Raw genomic sequence first — 18,205 nt, 5'->3', positions numbered from 1 at the left:
CTTGTGGAGGAGGTCAGGTGCACGAGGGCTTGGCTATCGGGGAGAGATATCGCGTGCAGCACGTCCTGGGAAGAGGCGGATTGGGGGAAGTCTGGAACGCGCTGGACCTCACACTCAACCGACGGGTCGCCATCAAGTTCGTGACCGGCGTCATGCAGTACCCGGAAGCAGCCAGACGCTTCGCGCGCGAAGCCCAGACCCTCGCCTCGCTCCACCACGGCAGCATCGTCACCGTTCACGACGCGGGAACGATTGACCATGATGGCCACCCGTTGCCGTACCTGGTGATGGAAGAGCTCAGCGGTGCCACCTGGGAGACGGCACAGGTGGACTCGGTCATCGAGACTGGCGCGCGCCTGGCGGACGCGCTCGCGCACGTCCACGAGGCGAGGGTCGTGCACCGGGACGTCAAGCCCGCCAACATCATGATCTGCGCGGACGGGCGCGTCGTGTTGATGGACTTCGGCATCGCCCGTGACGATGCCTCCCTCACCCGTACCGTCACCGCTACGGGACGGTTCTTCGGCACCCCCGCGTACATGGCCCCCGAACAGATGCAGGGTTACGCTGCCACGCCGGCCTCGGACGTGTACGCGCTCGGCCTGGTCCTGGTCGAGAAGCTCACCGGCCATCGTCTGGCCGCCGCGCAACTTACGGTGCAGGCCCAAGCCAGCGTCCCCGGGCATCTGCTGTCCCTGCTCACCCGCATGACCTCCCCCGGACACGAACAACGGCCCACCGCGGCCGAGTGCGCCGAACTGCTGCGCACGCCGGCAGAACCGGTGAGACCACCCCAGCCGGTCGGACCGCCCGAGCCGGTCCGGCACGAGACCCTGGAACGGTTCCTTCCGCCGGCGATAGCGCTCGCGCTGTGCGCGACCTCCCTGTTCCGGCCCGCCTACAAGTACAAGTCGGACACGTGGACGGTCCTGGAGGCCCTCAGTAACGGTGGCCCCGTGGGTGTCGGTGCGTTTGCCGGGCTGGCGACGACCCTGGTGTTGGCGGCGGTGCTCGTCCCGGCCTCCGGAGTGCGCACGCGGGTGGCGGGGTACGCGGGCGCGGCACTCGCCGTGGGCTGCCTCCTGTGGCTGGGCTCGTCCAACCCTCCCTACTACGACCGCGATGACGAACACCAAGATCCAGTCCCTGACGGCATGTGGCACCTCTACCTGGCGACGGCCCTGACCGTCGCCATGTACGTCTACCGCGACCGCCGCACCCGCAGCAGGGCCGCACCGCAGCAGGAGCGCCTCGTCGTCCCGGGGATGCTGCTGACGCTGTTCGCGGTCACCCTGTTCCAGCCCGCCTACCTGGACTCGCAGAAGTCCGGCGGATTTTGGAGCGTCCTGGAGGCTGTCGGCAACAGCGGCCTCGCGGGCGTCGGTGTCCTCGTCGGGTTGGGGACGACCCTGGCGGCGATGGCGGTGCTCGTCCCGGCCTCCGAAGTTCGCCTGCGGGTGGCGGGGTACGCAGGCGCGGCACTCGCCGTGGGCTGCCTCCTGTGGCTGGAGTCATCCGGCGATCCCTACGGCATCGGCGACCATCACGTCCACGAGACCCACCTGCCGGTGTGGCTCTTCTACCTGACGACAGCCCTGACCATCGCCACCTACATCTACCGTGACAGCCGTAGGGTGCAGCTCCTCTGAAGGGACGGCCCCCGGCGCAGACCTGCGGGTTCACAGGTGGAAAAGCACTGGCTCAGCCCGTCCCTCCAAAGGAGCTACACCCGTTGTATTGCCCTGTGTGTTGGGGACGCGGCTTGCGGGTGGTTGGCCTCCGCGTTCAGGTGCCGGCGGAAACGCCAGGCTGTCGAGATCCGAGAGGATCCCAAGCCACACAACTGGCAGCCCCGTGGTCAGGCTGGGGACGGCGAAGGGCCATCGGGGCGAGCCCCCTGCGTTGACGCATCGTCGCGATGGTGGGCCGGGTTGAGCACCTCGTCGGCGCTGCGGGGCTCTGTGCGCGGCTGCTGGTTGAGCTTGTGGCGCTCGATGGAGGATCGCCGGTAGACCTCCTTGCGGGCTCGCATGATGTTGCCCAGGGGCGCATGTTCGGCGGTGACCCGCCAGGGCGTGAAGGACAGCGCGTCCATCTTCTCCAGATTGTCCGGGCCCGAGATGCCCTGCTGCGGCAACCGCAGCTTGGCCACCGTGACGAACGGTGACAACTGCTGGGACCATTCCACGGTGGTGTCCTCCACCGGCATCCGCTCCAGGTCGGCGCAGAGCTGAACCTGGATGTCGAAGGCGTAGGGCCGCTCCTGCAGCTCGGCCACCAGGGCCGGCCGGAAGACCTCCGGCGCCGAGGCCGGGTCGATGGCGCGCCGGACCACCGCAGCGGCGAAAAGCGGGTCAGGGGCGATACGCACCTTGGCGATGTAGTCCCCGTGCCTGACCGCGCCCATCGTCCAGTAGCTGGACAGCAGTACGTTGACCGGGGGGATCTTCGACAGGCGCAGGAAGGCCAGGAATTCATCCCATGCCCAGTCGTCCTGGTCCAGCGTTCCCTTTCCGGTCACGAACTCGGCGAAGAAGCGATGTGCGCCGGGGCGGCCCTGGGAGAAGTAGGACGGCGCGTTCAAGAACAGGTCCTGGATGAACAGGTAGTGCTCGACCGTATTGCAGAAGAAGATCGGTGCGTTGATGTTGGCGTAGTCGAATGTCCCTGTGTCCGGTTCGTCTTCCAGCAGGGTCGGGCCGTCGATGTCGAACATCTTCAGCGCCAGTCCGGTGGCGCTGCCCAGTCGCGCGTCGGCTCCGGCGTGGGGTGAACCGTTGGAGAAGCGGATGAGCGCATCGTGGGTTCCCGGCGTCGCGTAGATGCCCTGGGCGTACTCGGGGGGAAGCCCGGCCAGGATCTCTACCTGCCCTCGGACCAGCCCGTAGCCCTTGGCGTGGGCGTCGCGCACTGCGCGTCCCGTGCCGCCGGACGTGACGGACTCGGCGATGAATTTCTCGGTCTTGTCGATCACCGTCTGCAGGTTGCGGTCGAAGTGCGGGTCATCGTCTTCGACGTCCGGCGTGTAGCGGACGAACTGTGCTGCCATGACGTCGACCTCTCCTTCGGAGACCGTGGTGGGACCTCAGATGGTAGGAATTGCCCTCAGTACTCCAGTTCCGCGAGCCAGCGCAGGGCGTGCAGACCCGGCAGGAAGCAGTACTCGCCACCACGGGTGACCACGAAGCTGGGCAGGTTCTGCAGGCGGCGCCGGACCGGCTTCTCCGGGATGGTGGCGTTGCCGGTTCCGTCGTGATGCCCGGCTACCGGGTCCTTCTCGCCGGGGTAGCCGATGAAGTTTCCGTCGTTGACCCATTCGGCCTTGATGAATTCGAACTGCCGTTCCAGATGGGCTCCGATGAAGACTCCGACCAGGCCCCGGTCGGCACCGTCGTCTTCCAGCACGTCCTCGGGCAGGGGTGGGCCGTAGGTGGTGCCGCGCCGGATGAGGCGGTGCATCCGTGCGTCGCCGATGATGGTGGCGTCGCGGGGGTTGGTGCGCCGGATGTGCGCACCGGCGGGGCACCGGAAGCCTCGGTCGTCGTTCTCCCGGTACAGGAAGTTGTTGACGCGGTGCGGATCGGCCGCCAGCTCCGGGTCGTCGTGCTCCGGCGTCAGCGTCAGGGGCGCCCCGCTGGGCCAGCGCCCGACCATCTTCGCCGCCAGGAGTGCCTCTTCCTGGGCGCTGGAGGTGTTCGCGCGCAGGTACTGGCGCCAGGCCGCCACGTTGGTGTGGATCTTGCGAACGGCCACGTAGGTCCCGTTGCGCCCCAGCACATCGGGGCTGGGCATGGGCGGCAGGCTGCCGGTTTCGTCGGGGTAGCCGAGGATGAACTCGCCGGCCTTGATGGGGGCTTCCTGCGGGTTGGAGCCGGGCAGTCCGACGCCCTCGATGTTCGGATGGCTGATGCCGTCGCGGAAGCCGAAGGTGGTGCGCCCGGTCGGGAGCTGGTGGACGTCCTGCTGCCAGATCACTTGGATACCGGGCGTGTCCTGGTAGGCGACGCGGGCCCGCTCCAGCCCCTTGTCCAGCCGCGCCGCATCGGAAGAGAGGGCGCTCAACGCGATATGGACATCGCCCGTTCCAAACGGTGCCTCCCAGTGGGCCGGGGCACTGTCGCCCACGTCACCGATCAGCTCCGCCCGAGCGGCCATGCCTTCACGAAACGCCCGGGGAAAGCTGTCCAGCGACTCCTGGGGCACCCCCAGAGCCTCCAGTCCCTGGTAGGTGAACGCCACCGCCACCCAGGCATCCTGGCTCGGGTCCACGCTGGGCAGACCACCCGAGGTCACCGGGAGCAGCCGCCGCAGCAAGGCGCGCCCGGCGTGGCGGTCATCGACGCGCAGGAAGACGAACCTTCCCTCGTACGGCACCGGCCGTGGACGCAGTGCCCCGCTTTGGACATCGTCGATCTCAACGCCCACGCTGGCTGCGCTGCTGCTTGCCGCCGTGTTCATGATCGCTTGTGCCTCCACATCGCTTTCTGTCTGGACAGCCCTGCAGCGGCTGGCACGCGCCCCCGACGCGGCCCACGATGTCGGGTCGGCTCTGAGGGGTGGTCGCGTCCGGGTTCTAGCCTGCGGCTTCCTCCAACAGCTTCTGGAAGGCCGGCGTGGCCAGCAACTCCGCGTTGGCCGGGTTGTCCAGCGCCGCCCGGAACTCGGGGGTGTCCAGCACCGCCTGGAACGCCTCGTTCACGCGTTGGTCCTTCCAGATCTGCTGAACGGTCAGATCGGGATAGGAGCTGACGAAGACCCCTGCGGGCGCCTGCTGGGCGACGAACCAGTCCTTCACCCCCGGATCGGCGATGCCGGGGAACCCTTCGGTGTGCGAGAAGACCTTGTCGAAGCGGGCCCCGACCACCGTCTTGCCGAAGTCGTCGATGTAGGTGTCCCAGGAGCCGTCGAAGACGCTGGCGAACATGTGCCGGGTGTCATTGTCGAACATCACATGGCGTGCGTCGTGCAGGGTGCCGATCTGGCGCAGCGCCGCACGGTTCGCCACGTCGGCCGACCCCCTGGCGAGCTCGGCGAGATCCTCACGCAGCGCATCCGCATGGCCCGGCTTGATCTTGGTAAAGACGGTGAACTCGCTGCACACCCCATCCTTCATGCCCGGGCGCTCGGGCTGAGCTGACTGGGTTGCACCTGTCGTCGGAGTCATCGGGGTCTCCTGCCAATCGGTCCGAGGGGCGCCAAGCGCTCGAATATGAGGTGCCATCGCCCTCACCACTAATCCTGACTGCGTACGCGCCGCCTCGCATCCCTCGTCATGGGTGATGTGGTTACCCGGGGGCGGATCCTCGAGAGGCTCCGGCACTGCGGGGTCCGGCCTGATGAGTTCACGATTCCCCGACACCGGCCGGCTACGGTCCGTGCCCGATAGGCCGTAGAGATGTGCCTCGTCCGTCACGGTGCCGAGAAGGAGAGCATCTTCTGGTGCCGGCTTGCTGTCGGGCTCGGGGAAGGCACCACCACGGGCTACGAGCAGGCAAAAGCCAAGGTCCTCGCGTCCTGAGAAGCTCCTGAGGACAGATCCGGAAAGGCGCAGGAATATGGAATCGGGACCTGCCGGGTATGTCGTCGTTGCTCCGCCCAGGCGTCGCCCCGGCTGCACCGTCAGCCGGTTTGCGCGTCGAGGCGCTCAGCAGTCCGGAACATCCGGCCAAAGCTGCGGGACGGGTGCTGACCGCCGAGGAGTTCGCCGTTCAGAAGGAGGACCGCTTCCGGAGGGGCGGCGACTCACGGTCCGGGGTCCTTCTGCAGGCCCCGGGGATGTCCACGGCAGGCCGTCGGGTCACCCACTTCCGCCAAGCCTTGCCCAATTCAATCGCCACCCTGATCCCCCACCTGGAGGCAACCATGGGCAAAGTTCTCGGTGACGTGCTGGGTCTTGCGGCCGGCGTTGCGATCAGCCCGCTCCCGATCATTGCAATCATCCTCATACTCGCCACGCCTCGCGGACGCCTCAACGGACAGCTGTTCGCCGCCGGCTGGATCCTGGGACTCTCGGCACTGGGCGCGGTGATGCTGGCGATCGCCTCCCCCGCAGGCGCCTCCGCCCACAATCACCCGGCCACCTGGGTGGGAGCTCTCAAGCTCGCTCTGGGCGTGCTCCTCGTCCTCTTCGGCGCCCGGCAATGGCACCGCCGCCCGGCGGATCCCTCGCAAGCCCAGCTGCCGAAGTGGATGGGCGCGATCGACCGCCTCACGCCGGTCAAGGTCTTCGGACTCGGACTGGCCTTGGCCGCACTCAACGCAAAAAACGCCCCGCTGACCCTTGCCGCGGGCGCCGCGATCGGCTCAGCCGGACTGCCGGCCGGGCAGCAGATCGCATCGCTGGCGATCTTCGTCCTGATCGCCACCCTCGGCCTGCTGGCCCCACTGGGAGTCTTCCTGCTCGGGGGAGAGCGAGCCAAAACCACGCTCAGCAATTGGAAAGACTGGGCAGCCCAGCACAATATCGCCGTGATGGCGGTCCTGTTCTTCGTTCTCGGGTTGAAACTGCTCGGAGACGGCATCTCGATCCTCACCTCCTGACAGCCGAGGAGCCGTGGGTGTTGGCTGCGGAGACGCCGACGAGGAGGGGATGCGATGTTCGAGATCCGCAAGGAGCGGGCCAAGGCTCTGGGCGGCCGCAGGCGGCTGGTCCGCGAGCGGGAGCAGGGCGGCATGGTCCGCCGTTACATCATCCGGCGGAACAAGCACGCCGCCGACAAACGCCTCCGCGAGGTAGTCAGCAGGGCGAACGCTGCCTGATGCGGACTAGACAGGGCTCGGGAACACGAACTGTACGTCGGTCAGTTGTTCCGACACCTCCCACAGGCGGCGGCCGGTCTCGGTGTCGGCTGCCGTGGGGGACAACTGGACGCGTGCCGGTCCGCCGCGCAGTTCGGCCGGGCCGTCCGGGCCGATGAACTGGCCGCCCTCCGCATTCGGGTCGGTCGCCGCGTACAGCTGGGGCAGCGCGCCGCGGGCCGGGGGCTGGGCGAGCGGGGTGAGGATGCGGCCGAACAGCACCTTCACCATGCCGATCGGCGCACTCGTCTGCAGGTTGGTGGCGGTATAGCCGGGATGGGCGAGCACGCTGCGCACCGGGCTGCCGGCCTCGGTCAGCCGGCGGTGGAGTTCCTGCCCGAAGACGGCGTTGGCGAGCTTCGACTGGTTGTAGAAGGCCATGGGCTTGTACGTGCGCTCGCCGTCGAGGTCATCGAAGTGGATGCGCCCCTGCCGGTGGTTGATCGAACTCACCGTGACGACGCGGGGATTGTGCCCGACGGTCAGCAGGTCGAGCAGCAAGCCGGTGAGCGCGAAGTGGCCGAGGTGGTTGGTGGCGAACTGCAGCTCGTGGCCCTGCGCACTCAGCGAGCGGGGCGGCGCCATCACGCCGGCGTTGTTGACGAGCACGTCCAGGTGCGGACGGTCGGTGCGCAACCGAGCGGCGAAAGCCCGGACCGAGTCGAGATCGGCCAGGTCGAGGTGGCGCACTTCGAGGCTTGCGCCCGGCTGCTCGGCGTTGATCTCCGCGACCGCCCGGTGGCCCTTTTCCTCGTCGCGTACCGCAAGGATCACGTGCCCGCCCCGGCGGGTGAGCGCCCGGGTGGTCGCCAGGCCGAGGCCGCTGTTGGCTCCGGTGACGACGAACACCCGCTTCGTCTGGTCCGGGATCTGCTCGTGAGTCCAGCGCTGCTGCTGTGTCATGCGGCACAGATTGCCTCTAGTGGCATCGAGTGTCAAGATGTCACTTGGTGTCAAGCAAGGCATGGCGTTACCATGGTTCGGTGAGTTCCCGCCCTGAAGTGAGCATGGCCCAGCGCAAACGTCAGCTCGTCTCGAACGAGTTGACCGAAGCGGCGCTGCAACTGCTGGCGCTGAAGGGGTTCGACGTGGTCACCATCGACGAGATCGCGACCGCCGCCGGTGTGTCCAAGAGGACGTTCTTCCGGTACTTCGCGTCCAAGGAGGACGTGGTCGTCCAGTTCCTGGCCGACATGGGCACCGGTATTCGCGCGGAGCTGGCGGCCCGCCCCGTCGAGGAGCGGCCCTCCGTGGCGCTGCGGCACGCCGTCTGGGTCTCCATCGCCGCCTGTGGCGACCACTCGGACAGGGCGCTGCCGGTGGTTCAGCTGATTCTGCGTACCCCTGCCCTGCTCGCACGCTTCCTGGAGCGCCAGGCGCAGTGGCGCGTCGACCTGACAGCGGAGTTGGCGCACCGCCTGGGGCTCGACCCCGACACCGATCTGTACCCGCAGCTTGCCGCCGGGATGGCGCTGGCCGCCTTCGATGCCGTGCTGCAACGGTGGAGCGGCAGCGACGGTGCCGAGGATCCCGCCGAACTGACCGACCGGGCCTTCGCCCTCATCGCCCCGGCGTTGGACGCCGTCGCGCGGCAGTAGCCCGCCGGCCGGAGCGCCGAGGCGCCCGAGCGGAACGCCCCCCGTCCAGCCCGGCCCGCCTTGCTACGTCCGCCTCGGCTGGATCGGCCCCGCCGAAGAGGCGCTCGGCGCGGAGAGCGGGGGAGGCGGCGCCTGGCTCGCGGTCTTCCTCCGGTCGCAGGCGCTGCTCGCCGCCGCGCTCCTCACGGTCTGGCTGCACCGGGTCCGGGGGAACTGGCAGACCTGGATCACCGCCGGACCCGTCCTGGCCGCATTCGGCCTCGCGGTCGCCGGTGCCGCCACTCGCCTCCTCCCCAACCTCCTCTGAGAACGAAGGAGTTGACCGATCCCATGACCGAGACCATTCCGCTGCCCGCCGCCGCGTCGAACCGCCCGCGCACCGTCACCGCTTCCCCCGCCACCCTCGAAGCCGAAGCGGTCTCCGCCCGGTTCGGCGACCACAAGGTCCTGGACCGGGTCTCCCTGCACATGCCCGCCCTGGAGGTCACGGCCCTCATCGGCCCGTCCGGCTGCGGCAAGTCGACCTTCCTGCGCATCCTCAACGGGATGCACGAACTGATCGGCTCCGCCTCGCCGGCCGGCCGGGTGCTGCTCGACGGCGACGACATCTACGACCGCGGCCGCCGCATCACCCGCGCCCGCCGCGAGATCGGCATGGTCTTCCAGAAGCCCAACCCGTTCCCCGCCATGTCCCTGTACGACAACGTCCTCGCGGGCCTGAAACTCAACGGCATCAAGGTGGCCAGGGGCGGCAGGGACGACCTCGTCGAGGAGTGCCTGACCAAAGGCCGGTCTGTGGCGCGAGGTCAAGGACCGGCTCCGCCGGCCCGGCGGCGCGCTCTCCGGCGGCCGGCAGCAACGCCTGTGCATAGCGAGGTCGTTGGCGGTACGCCCCCGAGTTCTGCTGATGGACGAACCCTGCTCCGCGCTCGACCCGACCTCCACCCGCCGGATCGAGGAGACCATCGCCGACCTCAAGGAGGAGGTCACCATCGTGATCGTCACGCACAACATGCAGCAGGCGGCGCGGGTCTCCGACCACTGCGCTTTCTTCCTCGCCGAGCAGGACACACCGGGCGTCATCGTCGAACACGGCCCGACCGACGACATGTTCGACTCCCCGCAGGACGCCCGGACCGCCGACTATGTGAACGGCCGCTTCGGATGACACCCCGCGGGCCCGCCGTGCTCACCGGGTGCGGTCGTAGTACGGACCCGGCGGCGCGACCCCAGTCCTGCGTGGGCCCCGGACGCCGGCTTCACGTACTTGATGCGTACGTGAAGCCGGCGGTCACAACAGGTCAGATCCCGGCCGCCGCCGCCAGGTCCCGCTTGATCCCGGCGAGCAGCTCCGCACCCTTCGCACGGGCCGCGGGCAGCTCGTCCGCCGAACCGACCGGCACCACGACCTCCAGGTAGCACTTGAGCTTCGGCTCGGTGCCGCTCGGGCGGACGATCACCCGGGCGCCCCGGAGGTGGTAGCGCAGCCCGTCGGTGGGCGGCAGCTGCTCGGTGCCCTGTGACAGATCCTCGGCCGAGGTGACGGGGAGACCGGCGAGCGCGGTCGGAGGCTGCTCGCGCAGCCGCCGCATGGCGTCCGCGATGACCGACAGGTCCTCGACCCGGACCGACAGCTGGTCGGTGGCGTGCAGCCCGTGGTCGACCGCGATGTCGTCGAGGAGGTCGAGGAGCGTACGCCCCTGCTCCTTGAGTACGGAGGCGAGTTCGGCGACGAGCAGCGCGGCCGTGATGCCGTCCTTGTCGCGTACGCCTTCCGGGTCGACGCAGTAGCCGAGCGCCTCCTCGTACCCGTACCGCAGGCCGTCCACGCGGGCGATCCACTTGAAGCCGGTCAGCGTCTCCTCGTAGCCCAGGCCCGCCTTCTCGGCGATCCGGCCGAGGAGCGAGGACGACACGATCGACTCGGCGAAGACACCGGTCACACCGCGGTTCACCAGGTGGGCGGCGAGCAGCGCCCCGACCTCGTCGCCGCGCAGCATCCGCCAGCCGCCGTCGGTGGCGGGGTCCGGGACGGCGACGGCGCAGCGGTCGGCGTCCGGGTCGTTGGCGATGATGAGGTCGGGGGCCGTACGGCGTGCGGTGGCGAAGGCGAGATCCATCGCGCCGGGCTCTTCCGGGTTGGGGAAGGCGACGGTGGGGAACGCCGGGTCGGGCTCCGCCTGCTCGGCGACGAGCACGGGCTCCGGGAACCCGGCCCGGGCGAAGGCGGCGGTCAGTACGGAGGTGCCGACGCCGTGCATCGCGGTGTACACGACCCGGGCGGTACGCGGCGATCCGGTGGCGAGCACGGCGTCCGTACGGGCCAGGTAGGCCGCCAGGACCTCGTCACCGAGGATCTCCCAGCCGTTGTCGGGGCGGGCCACGCCGTCGAGCGGGCCGACCGCGGCGATCGCGGCGGCGATCTCAACGTCCGCCGGGGGGACGATCTGCGAGCCGTCGCCGAGATAGACCTTGTAGCCGTTGTCGCGCGGCGGATTGTGGCTGGCGGTCACCTCGACGCCCGCGACGGCGCCCAGGTGCCGTATGGCGTACGCCAGTACGGGCGTGGGCAACGGGCGGGGGAGTACCGCCGCGCGCAGGCCCGCGCCGGTCATCACGGCCGCGGTGTCGCGGGCGAAGTCGGCGGACTTGTAGCGGGCGTCGTACCCGATGACGACGAGCCCGCCGGTTTGTCCCTCGGCCTTGAGGTACGCGGCGAGTCCGGCCGCGGCGCGGATGACGACCGCGCGGTTCATCCGCATCGGCCCGGCCCCCAGCTCACCGCGGAGTCCGGCCGTGCCGAACTGCAGCGTGCCGGCGAACCGTGCGGCGAGCTCGCCGAGGTCCTCGGTGTCGATGAGCTTGGCGAGCTCGTCACGGGTCTCGGGATCGGGGTCCTCCGCGAGCCACGTCCTGGCCTGCGCGATGAGGTCCTGCTGCACGGTGTCCGCCTTTCTGCGGGGTGGGGGGTTACGGGGGCGCCGCCCCCGGACCCCCGCTCCTCAATCGCCGGAGGGGCTTGATTGTGCCGGGTGCGGCGTGAATTTCGGCCTCGTCGGCGTTCGAGGCGCGGGGCCCGGCTCAGATCCGTTCAAGCACCCGCGCCAGCAGTGCCCCCATCCGCGTAGCGGAATCCCGCCCCGCCTGCAGCACCTCTTCATGGTTGAGCGGCTCCCCGCTCAGCCCCGCCGCCAGGTTCGTGACCAGCGAGATGCCCAGGACCTCGGCCCCCGCCTCCCGTGCGGCGATCGCTTCCAGCACGGTGGACATGCCGACCAGGTCGCCGCCCATGACGCGGACCATGTTGATCTCGGCCGGGGTCTCGTAGTGCGGGCCGGGGAACTGCACGTACACACCCTCTTCGAGGGTCTCGTCGACCTCCTTGCACAGCGCGCGCAGCCGCGGCGAGTACAGGTCGGTCAGGTCGACGAAGTTGGCGCCGATGATGGGGGACGCCGCGGTCAGGTTGATGTGGTCGCTGATCAGGACCGGCTGCCCGGGGCGCATGCCCTCGCGCAGACCGCCGCAGCCGTTCGTCAGGACGACGGTCTTGCAGCCCGCGGCGACGGCGGTACGGACCCCGTGCGCGACGGCGGCGACGCCGCGGCCCTCGTAGAAGTGCGTGCGGCCGAGGAAGACCAGGGCACGCTTCTCGCCGATCCGGTACGAGCGGATCGTGCCGCCGTGCCCCTGCACGGCGGGCGCCGGGAAACCGGGCAGGTCGGTCACCGGGAACTCGGCCTCCGGAGTGCCGAGCGCATCGCCCGCGGGTGCCCAGCCGGAACCCATCACGAGCGCGACGTCGTGGGTCTCGGCGCCGGTCAGCTCGCGCAGGCGGGCGGCGGCGTCGGTAGCGGCGGCGTACGGGTCGCCCTGGATGTTGTCCGGAATAACTGATGCGTTCACGCGGATGAGGGTAGCCGGTGATTCCCTACGCGCGTAGATGCCTATGCATAGAGTCTGCACACGCTTCTTCGTACATTCACACAAAAGCGCTGGTCGGCCGGGTCAGCAGGGGCGCTTGCGCAGTTCCATCACATAGTCGTGCGGCGCGCCCGCGGACTCCGCGGCGTCCGCGATCTCGCCCAGATAGCGGGCGGACGGCAGCCCGCCCTCGTACCCGTTCAGCACATACATCCAGGCCGGCTCCTCGCCGTCCAGGGTGTGCACACGCACCCGCATCCGCCGGTAGATGTCGAGGCCGACACCCTCCCACCGGTCCATGGAGTCCTCGTCCATCGGCGCCAGGTCGTACAGCGCCACGAAGACCTGGGAACGGGGGGCCTCCACCACCGTGGCGAGCGCGCCTTCCCAGCCCATCTGCTCCCCGCCGAAGGTCAGCCGCCAGCCGTTGAGCCAGCCGGTGCCGCGCAGCGGGGAATGCGGTGCGCGGCGCGTCATCAGCCGCGCGTCGAGGTTGCCGGCGTACGCGGCGTAGAGCGACATGGGATCGAGGGTACGGGAGGTGGTGGGCGGAACGTCGATTCCTGTGAGGAAGACCCCGTTCGGGGGTCCGTACGGGGTTCCGCTTCCCGTCCCGGAACCCCGCCGCGCAGGCCCCGGCGCACGTATGGAGGGCCCCGGGGCGAAGCACCTTGGCGCGTGCGGGACAATGAAGTACGTACTGCATTCCCCGGGGCGGCCCCCCGGACCCCCGGCCGGGGCAGCAGACGGCCGCGGGATGACACACGCGAGGCGGACTTTTCGTGACCCGGATCGTGATCATCGGCGGCGGACCCGGCGGGTACGAGGCGGCATTGGTGGGCGCCCAGCTCGGCGCGGAGGTGACCGTCGTCGACTGCGACGGCCTCGGCGGCGCGTCCGTGCTCACCGACTGCGTGCCTTCGAAGACCCTGATCGCGACGGCAGAGGTGATGACCACCTTCGACTCTTCGTACGAGGAGTTGGGCATCATCGTCGCGGACGACACCCCGCACATAGAGCAGGCGGCCCGCGTCGTCGGCGTCGACCTCGGCAAGGTCAACCGACGCGTGAAGCGTCTGGCGCTCGCCCAGTCCCACGACATCACCGCCTCCGTCACCCGTGCGGGGGCGCGCGTGATGCGCGGCCGCGGCCGCCTCCAGGGCCTCCAGGCCGCGGACGGCTCCCGCAAGGTCGTCGTGACCGTGGCCGACGGTACGGAGGAGACGCTCACCGCCGACGCCGTACTGATCGCGACCGGTGGCCACCCCCGGGAGATCCCGGACGCGCTCCCCGACGGCGAGCGCATTCTGAACTGGACCCAGGTCTACGACCTCGACGAGCTCCCGGAGGAGCTCATCGTGGTCGGCTCCGGTGTGACGGGTGCCGAGTTCGCGGGCGCCTACCAGGCGCTCGGCTCGCGCGTCACCCTCGTCTCGTCCCGCGACCGGGTGCTGCCGGGCGAGGACCCGGACGCGGCCGCCGTGCTGGAGGACGTCTTCCGGCGCCGCGGCATGAACGTCATGGCCCGCTCCCGCGCCCAGGCGGCGAAGCGCGTCGGCGACCGGGTCGAGGTCACCCTCGCCGACGGCCGGGTCATCTCCGGTTCGCACTGCCTGATGGCGGTCGGCGCGATCCCGAACAGCGCGGGCATGGGCCTGGAGGAGGCCGGGGTCCGGCTCAAGGAGTCCGGCCACATCTGGACCGACAAGGTCTCCCGCACCAGCGCCCCCGGCGTGTACGCGGCCGGTGACGTCACCGGGATCTTCGCCCTCGCCTCGGTCGCCGCCATGCAGGGCCGTATCGCGATGTACCACTTCCTCGGTGACGCGGTGGCCCCGCTGAACCTGAAGACGGTCTCCTCGAACGTCTTCACCGACCCCGAGATCGCCACCGTCGGCTACAGCCAGGCCGACGTCGACTCCGGCAAGATCGACGCCCGGGCGGTCAAGCTGCCGCTGCTGCGCAACCCGCGCGCCAAGATGCAGGGCATCCGCGACGGCTTCGTCAAGATCTTCTGCCGGCCCGGCACCGGCATCGTGGTAGGCGGCTGTGTCGTCGCGCCGCGGGCGAGCGAGCTGATCCACCCCATCTCGATCGCGGTCGACAACAATCTGACGGTGGAACAGATCGCAAACGCTTTCACTGTGTATCCGTCCCTGTCGGGATCGATCGCGGAAGTGGCCCGTCAGTTGCACACCCGTAAGCTCACGGGCGAGGCGTAAGCGCCTTCGGGAACCGGCAATCTCCGGCAACTCCCGGCAACTCGGGCGGGCGGGTGACCGTCTGACGATCAGTACGGAACAACAACGGGGCCGCCTATACCACTTGGCGGCCCCTTGTATGTACAACTTCTGTTATTCGGCGCAAACTGCTGAAAACACTCGGGCGGTCACGTTACTGTCAGTTTCGTGTTCGCTGCAGAACGTCGTCAGTTGATCCTCGAAATGGTGCGTGCCAACGGGGCAGTATCGCTCCGTGAGCTCGCCCGCGTCGTCCAGACCTCCGAAGTGACCGTACGGCGGGACGTGCGGGCGCTGGAGGCAGAAGGACTCCTCGACCGCCGGCACGGCGGTGCGGTCTTGCCGGGCGGTTTTACGCGGGAGTCCGGCTTTCCGCAGAAATCCCATCTCGCCACCGCCGAGAAGACGGCCATCGCCGACCTGGCCGCCGGTCTCGTCGAAGAGGGCGAGGCCATCGTCGTCGGTGCCGGTACGACCACGCAGGAGCTGGCCCGCCGGCTCGCGCGGATCCCCGGGCTGACCGTCGTCACCAACTCACTGCTGGTCGCCCAGGCGTTGGCCCATGCCAACCGGGTGGAAGTGGTGATGACCGGCGGCACCTTGCGCGGCTCCAACTACGCCCTGGTGGGCAGTGGGGCCGAGCAGTCCCTCCAGGGGCTGCGGGTCTCGCGCGCGTTCCTCTCCGGGAGCGGGCTCACTGCGGAACGCGGCCTCTCCACGTCCAACATGCTCTCCGCGAGCGTGGACCGGGCCCTAGTGCAGGCGGCGGCCGAGGTGGTGGTCCTGGCGGACCACACCAAGCTCGGCTCCGACACCATGTTCCAGACGGTGCCGACGGATCTCATCACCCGTCTGGTGACGGACGAACCGCCCGGCCACGACGACCGTGCCGCCACCGAGCTGCAGGCTCTGGCCGACCAGGGGGTGCAGATCGCGGTGGCCGGCGCCGGAAGCGGTCCCGCACCGGCCGAGGCCCTCCCGCCGGGCCGCCAGGCCCGCCGGGACATGCCACTGCCCGGGCAGCGTCGTACGCGCGGGGGTGGGCCCGGGGGGCCCGGCCCGCAGCAGCTGCGGAGCGCTGCTGCGCTGGCGGAACCGGGGCAGGGGCAAGGGGACCGGGCGAGGGTGGCGGATCTGCGGCGGCGGTAGGGGGGTGGGGGTTTCTTTTTCCCCGACCCGCCCCTTCCCGAACCGGGGCTCCGCCCCGGACCCCGCGCCTCAAACGCCGGCGAGGCTGGGTTTTCGCCCCGGCGCATCCCCGTCTCGCGCGCCGAAATCAAGCCCCTCCGGCGATTGAGGCGCGGGGGTCCGGGGGCGGAGCCCTGGTCGCTGTTCAAGCCCGTCCGGCGTTTGAGGACCGGGGTCCGGGGCAGCGCCCCGGTTACGGGAAGGGGCGGGTAGGGGAACAGGCCCCGCGCAGCGGACCCGCAACGCCCACGGCCACCCGCACCCGCACCCCCCTCACCCCCCCTCCGCGTTCGGCCCCTTCAGCCCCTGCAAGGTCAGCATCAGCAGCCGCCCCGCCAACTCCGGATCATCCGGCGACTGCTCCGCAGCCAGCGCGATCGCGTTCGTCAGCTGCATCAGGTCGTCGATGGACACATCCGCCCGCACCGCCCCGCTCGCCTGAGCCCGCGTCAACAGCACCGCTCCCGCCTCGCGCAGCGGCACATTGCACTGCGACAGTGCCGAAGTCTCGTCCCGTGACGTCGACATGAGCGCCTGGGCGAGCCCGCGGTACTCACCCGCATGGGTGATGATCGCACCGAGCCACTCCACCAGACCCCTGCACGGCTGCTCCGCCCCCGCGAGTTCGCGGGAACGGGTGATCAGGGAGGTCAGGGCCTCCTGGAAGACGGCGTTCATCAGCGCGTGCCGGTTCGGGAAGTGCCGGTACAGCGTGCCGATCCCCACGCCCGCACGCCGCGCGATGTCCTCCAGGGACGCATCGGTGCCGTGTTCCGCGAAGGCGGTACGGGCCTCACCCAGCAGCCGGTCGTAATTGCGGCGCGCGTCGGCACGCATGGGCCGGGCCGGCGTCTGTGCCGTGCTCATCGCCATTGCGCAGTCCTCCCTTTTTCCGCCCCAGGGTCCAGGATGCCATTGCGCATCCGGAGGGTGCCTCCGTATCGTTGCGGAGGTCCCCTCCGTTTAACGTCCCCTGGAGGCACTACCGCCATGCCGGAAACAGAAACCGACACCACGACAGACATCGCAACGGCCCCCGCCACCGCGTTACCGCACCGCCCCGTCTTCGCCCTCGCGCTGATCCTGACCTGCCAGATGATGCTGATCCTGGACGCGACCGTCGTGAACATCGCGCTGCCCGACATCGGCAAGGAACTCGGCTTCAGCCCCGCCGGACTGTCCTGGGTGCTCAACGCGTACACCCTCGCCTTCGGCGGACTGATGCTCATCGGCGGCCGGCTCGGCGACCTCATCGGCCGCCGCCGCGCACTCACCATCGGCGTGCTCGTCTTCACCGTCGCCTCGCTGCTCGGCGGCCTCGTCGACAGCTCGTCGCTGCTGCTCGTCGCCCGTACCGCGCAGGGCGTCGGCGCCGCGCTCGCCGCACCGTCCTCGCTCGCGCTGATCACCACCACCTTCGCCGCAGGACCCGAACGCGACCGCGCGCTCGGCCTGTTCACCGGCGTGGCGGCCGCGGGTTCGGCGATCGGGATGATCCTCGGTGGCGTACTCACCGACGTGGGCTCCTGGCGCTGGACCCTCTTCATCAACGTCCCCGTGGGCCTCGCCGTCGTGGCGCTCGCCCCGCTCGCCATCCGCGAGACGACCCGTATCCGCGGCGCCCGCTTCGACATCGGTGGCGCCCTCACCGGTACGTCGGGGGTGACCGCGCTCGTGTACGCGTTCATCCGCGCCGCCGATCACGGCTGGGGCGATGCCCAGGTGACCTGGGCGTTCGTCGCGGCGGTCGTGCTGCTGGGCACATTCCTGGCGGTGGAGCGCCGGGTGCGGCAGCCCGTCGTACCGCTCGATCTGTTCGCCGTACGGAACCGTGCCATTGCCTTCGCCGGGATGCTGCTGGTGCCCGCCGCGATGTTCGGGGTCTTCTACTTCGACACCCAGTACTTCCAACTTGTCCGCGACTACAGCCCGTTGCGCACCGGGCTCGCCTTCCTGCCGCTCGCGGTCGGCATCTTCGCCTCGTCCATGCTCGCGGCCAGGGCGCTCGCCCGCTACGGTCTGCGGCGCACCGCGGGCGGCGGTCTGGTTCTCGCCGCCGCCGGAATCCTTCTGCAGAGCATGCTCTCCACGGACAGCGGTTACTGGACAGCGCTGTTCGGACCGCTCCTGATCAACGGACTGGGGCTGGGATTCGTCTTCATGCCGCTCAGCGTCCTGATCCTCACCAGCGTCACCCCGGACCGGGCCGGTGCCGCGTCCGGACTGATGCAGACCATGCAGCAGGTTGGCGGCGCACTGGGTCTCTCCGCGCTGGTGACGGTGTACGGGGCCGCGGTCCGGGCGGCGGATCTGCCGGGGCCGGACGGCACGGTGGACGGCTACTCGACGGGGCTGCTCGCCGGGGCCGGCTTCCTGGCGCTGACCCTGATCCTGCTGCTCGCCGCGAGAACGGCCGCCGCGCCACCCGCCGAGGAATGACGCACACCGCCGTCGAAC

14 protein-coding genes and 2 pseudogenes are annotated in these 18,205 nt (G+C 69.7%); 8 read left to right on the top strand and 8 right to left on the bottom strand.

From position 1 onward, the window contains the following. The first annotated feature begins 17 nt into the window (after positions 1–17). On the top strand, positions 18–1,649 hold the full coding sequence (locus ACGFU7_RS03820; protein ID WP_393692024.1) for a serine/threonine-protein kinase: 1,632 nt from the start codon (positions 18–20) through the stop codon (positions 1,647–1,649). A 209-nt stretch (positions 1,650–1,858) separates the two neighbouring features. Here ACGFU7_RS03820 and ACGFU7_RS03815 read toward each other — a convergent pair whose 3' ends face one another. The 3 genes from ACGFU7_RS03815 to ACGFU7_RS03805 form a co-directional block, all read right to left on the bottom strand. Continuing rightward, a complete protein-coding gene (locus ACGFU7_RS03815; protein WP_393692022.1) occupies positions 1,859–3,049 on the bottom strand; it encodes a catalase family protein in 1,191 nt (396 codons plus the stop codon). 56 nt (positions 3,050–3,105) lie between these two features. Then, on the bottom strand, positions 3,106–4,458 hold the full coding sequence (locus tag ACGFU7_RS03810; protein ID WP_393692020.1) for a Dyp-type peroxidase: 1,353 nt from the start codon (positions 4,456–4,458) through the stop codon (positions 3,106–3,108). A 115-nt stretch (positions 4,459–4,573) separates the two neighbouring features. Further along, positions 4,574–5,164 (bottom strand): hypothetical protein, encoded by a 591-nt coding sequence (locus ACGFU7_RS03805; RefSeq protein WP_393692019.1) that lies wholly within the window; start codon positions 5,162–5,164, stop codon positions 4,574–4,576. Positions 5,165–5,775: 611 nt separating this feature from the next. Between ACGFU7_RS03805 and ACGFU7_RS03800 the strand changes: the two genes are divergently transcribed. Further along, positions 5,776–6,540 (top strand): GAP family protein, encoded by a 765-nt coding sequence (locus ACGFU7_RS03800; protein ID WP_393692017.1) that lies wholly within the window; start codon positions 5,776–5,778, stop codon positions 6,538–6,540. A gap of 117 nt (positions 6,541–6,657) precedes the next feature. Next, positions 6,658–6,759 (top strand): annotated as a pseudogene (locus ACGFU7_RS03795) (transposase); the annotation flags it as partial. A 6-nt stretch (positions 6,760–6,765) separates the two neighbouring features. Here the strand turns inward: ACGFU7_RS03795 and ACGFU7_RS03790 are convergent. Then, a complete protein-coding gene (locus ACGFU7_RS03790; protein WP_393692015.1) occupies positions 6,766–7,701 on the bottom strand; it encodes an oxidoreductase in 936 nt (311 codons plus the stop codon). Between the two features lie 104 nt (positions 7,702–7,805). Between ACGFU7_RS03790 and ACGFU7_RS03785 the strand changes: the two genes are divergently transcribed. Both ACGFU7_RS03785 and ACGFU7_RS03780 read left to right on the top strand, forming a co-directional pair. Then, a complete protein-coding gene (locus ACGFU7_RS03785) occupies positions 7,806–8,396 on the top strand; it encodes a TetR family transcriptional regulator (RefSeq protein WP_393692843.1) in 591 nt (196 codons plus the stop codon). A gap of 330 nt (positions 8,397–8,726) precedes the next feature. Next, positions 8,727–9,564, top strand: a pseudogene (locus ACGFU7_RS03780) (phosphate ABC transporter ATP-binding protein). A gap of 133 nt (positions 9,565–9,697) precedes the next feature. Here ACGFU7_RS03780 and ACGFU7_RS03775 read toward each other — a convergent pair. From ACGFU7_RS03775 to ACGFU7_RS03765, 3 genes are all read right to left on the bottom strand, one after another. Continuing rightward, positions 9,698–11,338: a phospho-sugar mutase gene (locus ACGFU7_RS03775; protein ID WP_393692013.1), complete on the bottom strand. Its 1,641-nt coding sequence runs from the start codon at positions 11,336–11,338 to the stop codon at positions 9,698–9,700. Positions 11,339–11,477: 139 nt separating this feature from the next. Next, a complete protein-coding gene (locus tag ACGFU7_RS03770; protein ID WP_393692011.1) occupies positions 11,478–12,302 on the bottom strand; it encodes a purine-nucleoside phosphorylase in 825 nt (274 codons plus the stop codon). 102 nt (positions 12,303–12,404) lie between these two features. Further along, positions 12,405–12,842 (bottom strand): gamma-glutamylcyclotransferase, encoded by a 438-nt coding sequence (locus ACGFU7_RS03765; protein WP_072486709.1) that lies wholly within the window; start codon positions 12,840–12,842, stop codon positions 12,405–12,407. A 260-nt stretch (positions 12,843–13,102) separates the two neighbouring features. Between ACGFU7_RS03765 and ACGFU7_RS03760 the strand changes: the two genes are divergently transcribed. Together ACGFU7_RS03760 and ACGFU7_RS03755 are read left to right on the top strand one after the other, a co-directional pair. Further along, entirely contained in the window at positions 13,103–14,542 is a 1,440-nt protein-coding gene (locus ACGFU7_RS03760; RefSeq protein WP_393692009.1) for an NAD(P)H-quinone dehydrogenase, read from the top strand. Positions 14,543–14,728: 186 nt separating this feature from the next. Continuing rightward, entirely contained in the window at positions 14,729–15,709 is a 981-nt protein-coding gene (locus ACGFU7_RS03755) for a DeoR/GlpR family DNA-binding transcription regulator (RefSeq protein WP_393692007.1), read from the top strand. A gap of 312 nt (positions 15,710–16,021) precedes the next feature. On the opposite strand, the gene ACGFU7_RS03750 is transcribed toward ACGFU7_RS03755, so the two are convergent. Next, a complete protein-coding gene (locus ACGFU7_RS03750) occupies positions 16,022–16,621 on the bottom strand; it encodes a TetR/AcrR family transcriptional regulator (protein WP_393692005.1) in 600 nt (199 codons plus the stop codon). A gap of 117 nt (positions 16,622–16,738) precedes the next feature. Between ACGFU7_RS03750 and ACGFU7_RS03745 the strand changes: the two genes are divergently transcribed. Continuing rightward, positions 16,739–18,187, top strand: a complete 1,449-nt coding sequence (locus ACGFU7_RS03745) for an MFS transporter (RefSeq protein ID WP_393692003.1) — start codon at positions 16,739–16,741, stop codon at positions 18,185–18,187. Positions 18,188–18,205 lie beyond the last annotated feature (18 nt).

Source organism: Streptomyces sp. NPDC048473 (assembly GCF_043200155.1).
GTDB lineage: Bacteria > Actinomycetota > Actinomycetes > Streptomycetales > Streptomycetaceae > Streptomyces.
The sequence above is the reverse complement of the archived record's forward strand: the minus strand, read 5'-3'. Positions and strand labels throughout refer to the sequence as shown.